This is a genomic window from Burkholderia sp. Ac-20345 (assembly GCF_017104825.1).
Classification (GTDB): Bacteria; Pseudomonadota; Gammaproteobacteria; order Burkholderiales; family Burkholderiaceae; genus Burkholderia; species Burkholderia lata_B.
Genome location: NZ_JAAGPO010000548.1, coordinates 1 through 764, shown reverse-complemented (window position 1 = coordinate 764; position 764 = coordinate 1). Strand labels below are relative to the sequence as shown.

Below are 764 nucleotides of genomic sequence, written 5' to 3'. Positions count from 1 at the left end.
AGAAGTGGCTAGTCTAACCGCAAGGAGGACGGTCACCACGGTAGGATTCATGACTGGGGTGAAGTCGTAACAAGGTAGCCGTATCGGAAGGTGCGGCTGGATCACCTCCTTTCCAGAGCTATCTCGCAAAGTTGAGCGCTCACGCTTATCGGCTGTAAATTAAAGACAGACTCAGGGGTCTGTAGCTCAGTCGGTTAGAGCACCGTCTTGATAAGGCGGGGGTCGTTGGTTCGAATCCAACCAGACCCACCACCGTCTTGTGTGGCGGTACACACCTGAGGAATACCTGTACATGGGGGCATAGCTCAGCTGGGAGAGCACCTGCTTTGCAAGCAGGGGGTCGTCGGTTCGATCCCGTCTGCCTCCACCAATCACCAACGCTAAGGGCTTGGTTCAGACACTGAACCGAGAATTTTGCATTGGCGATTGAGCCAGTCAGAGTGATATGAGTAAAACCATATCGGCTGTCGTTCTTTAACAATCTGGAAGAAGTAAGTAATTTGGATAGCGGAAGCGTCTATGAGATGGACGTGAAAACTATCCGGGTTGTGATTGTATCGATGTATCTCAAGATGATTCGAACTCTATGTTTGACTCAATTGGAATACGGCACAAATGCGAGAACTCAACCTGTAACGAGACAGACTCGTTATAGGGTCAAGCGAACAAGTGCATGTGGTGGATGCCTTGGCGATCACAGGCGATGAAGGACGCGGTAGCCTGCGAAAAGCTACGGGGAGCTGGCAAACAAGCTTTGATCCGTA

At 50.8% G+C, this 764-nt stretch carries 2 tRNA genes and 2 rRNA genes; all 4 read left to right on the top strand.

Going from position 1 to position 764, the window contains the following annotated elements:
* Window positions 1–112 (top strand): 16S ribosomal RNA (locus G3O06_RS48595); the annotation flags it as partial.
* Between the two features lie 63 nt (window positions 113–175).
* Window positions 176–252, top strand: a tRNA-Ile gene (locus G3O06_RS48590).
* A gap of 42 nt (window positions 253–294) precedes the next feature.
* Window positions 295–370: transfer RNA gene (locus G3O06_RS48585), tRNA-Ala, on the top strand.
* A 285-nt stretch (window positions 371–655) separates the two neighbouring features.
* A 23S ribosomal RNA gene (locus G3O06_RS48580) occupies window positions 656–764 on the top strand; the annotation flags it as partial.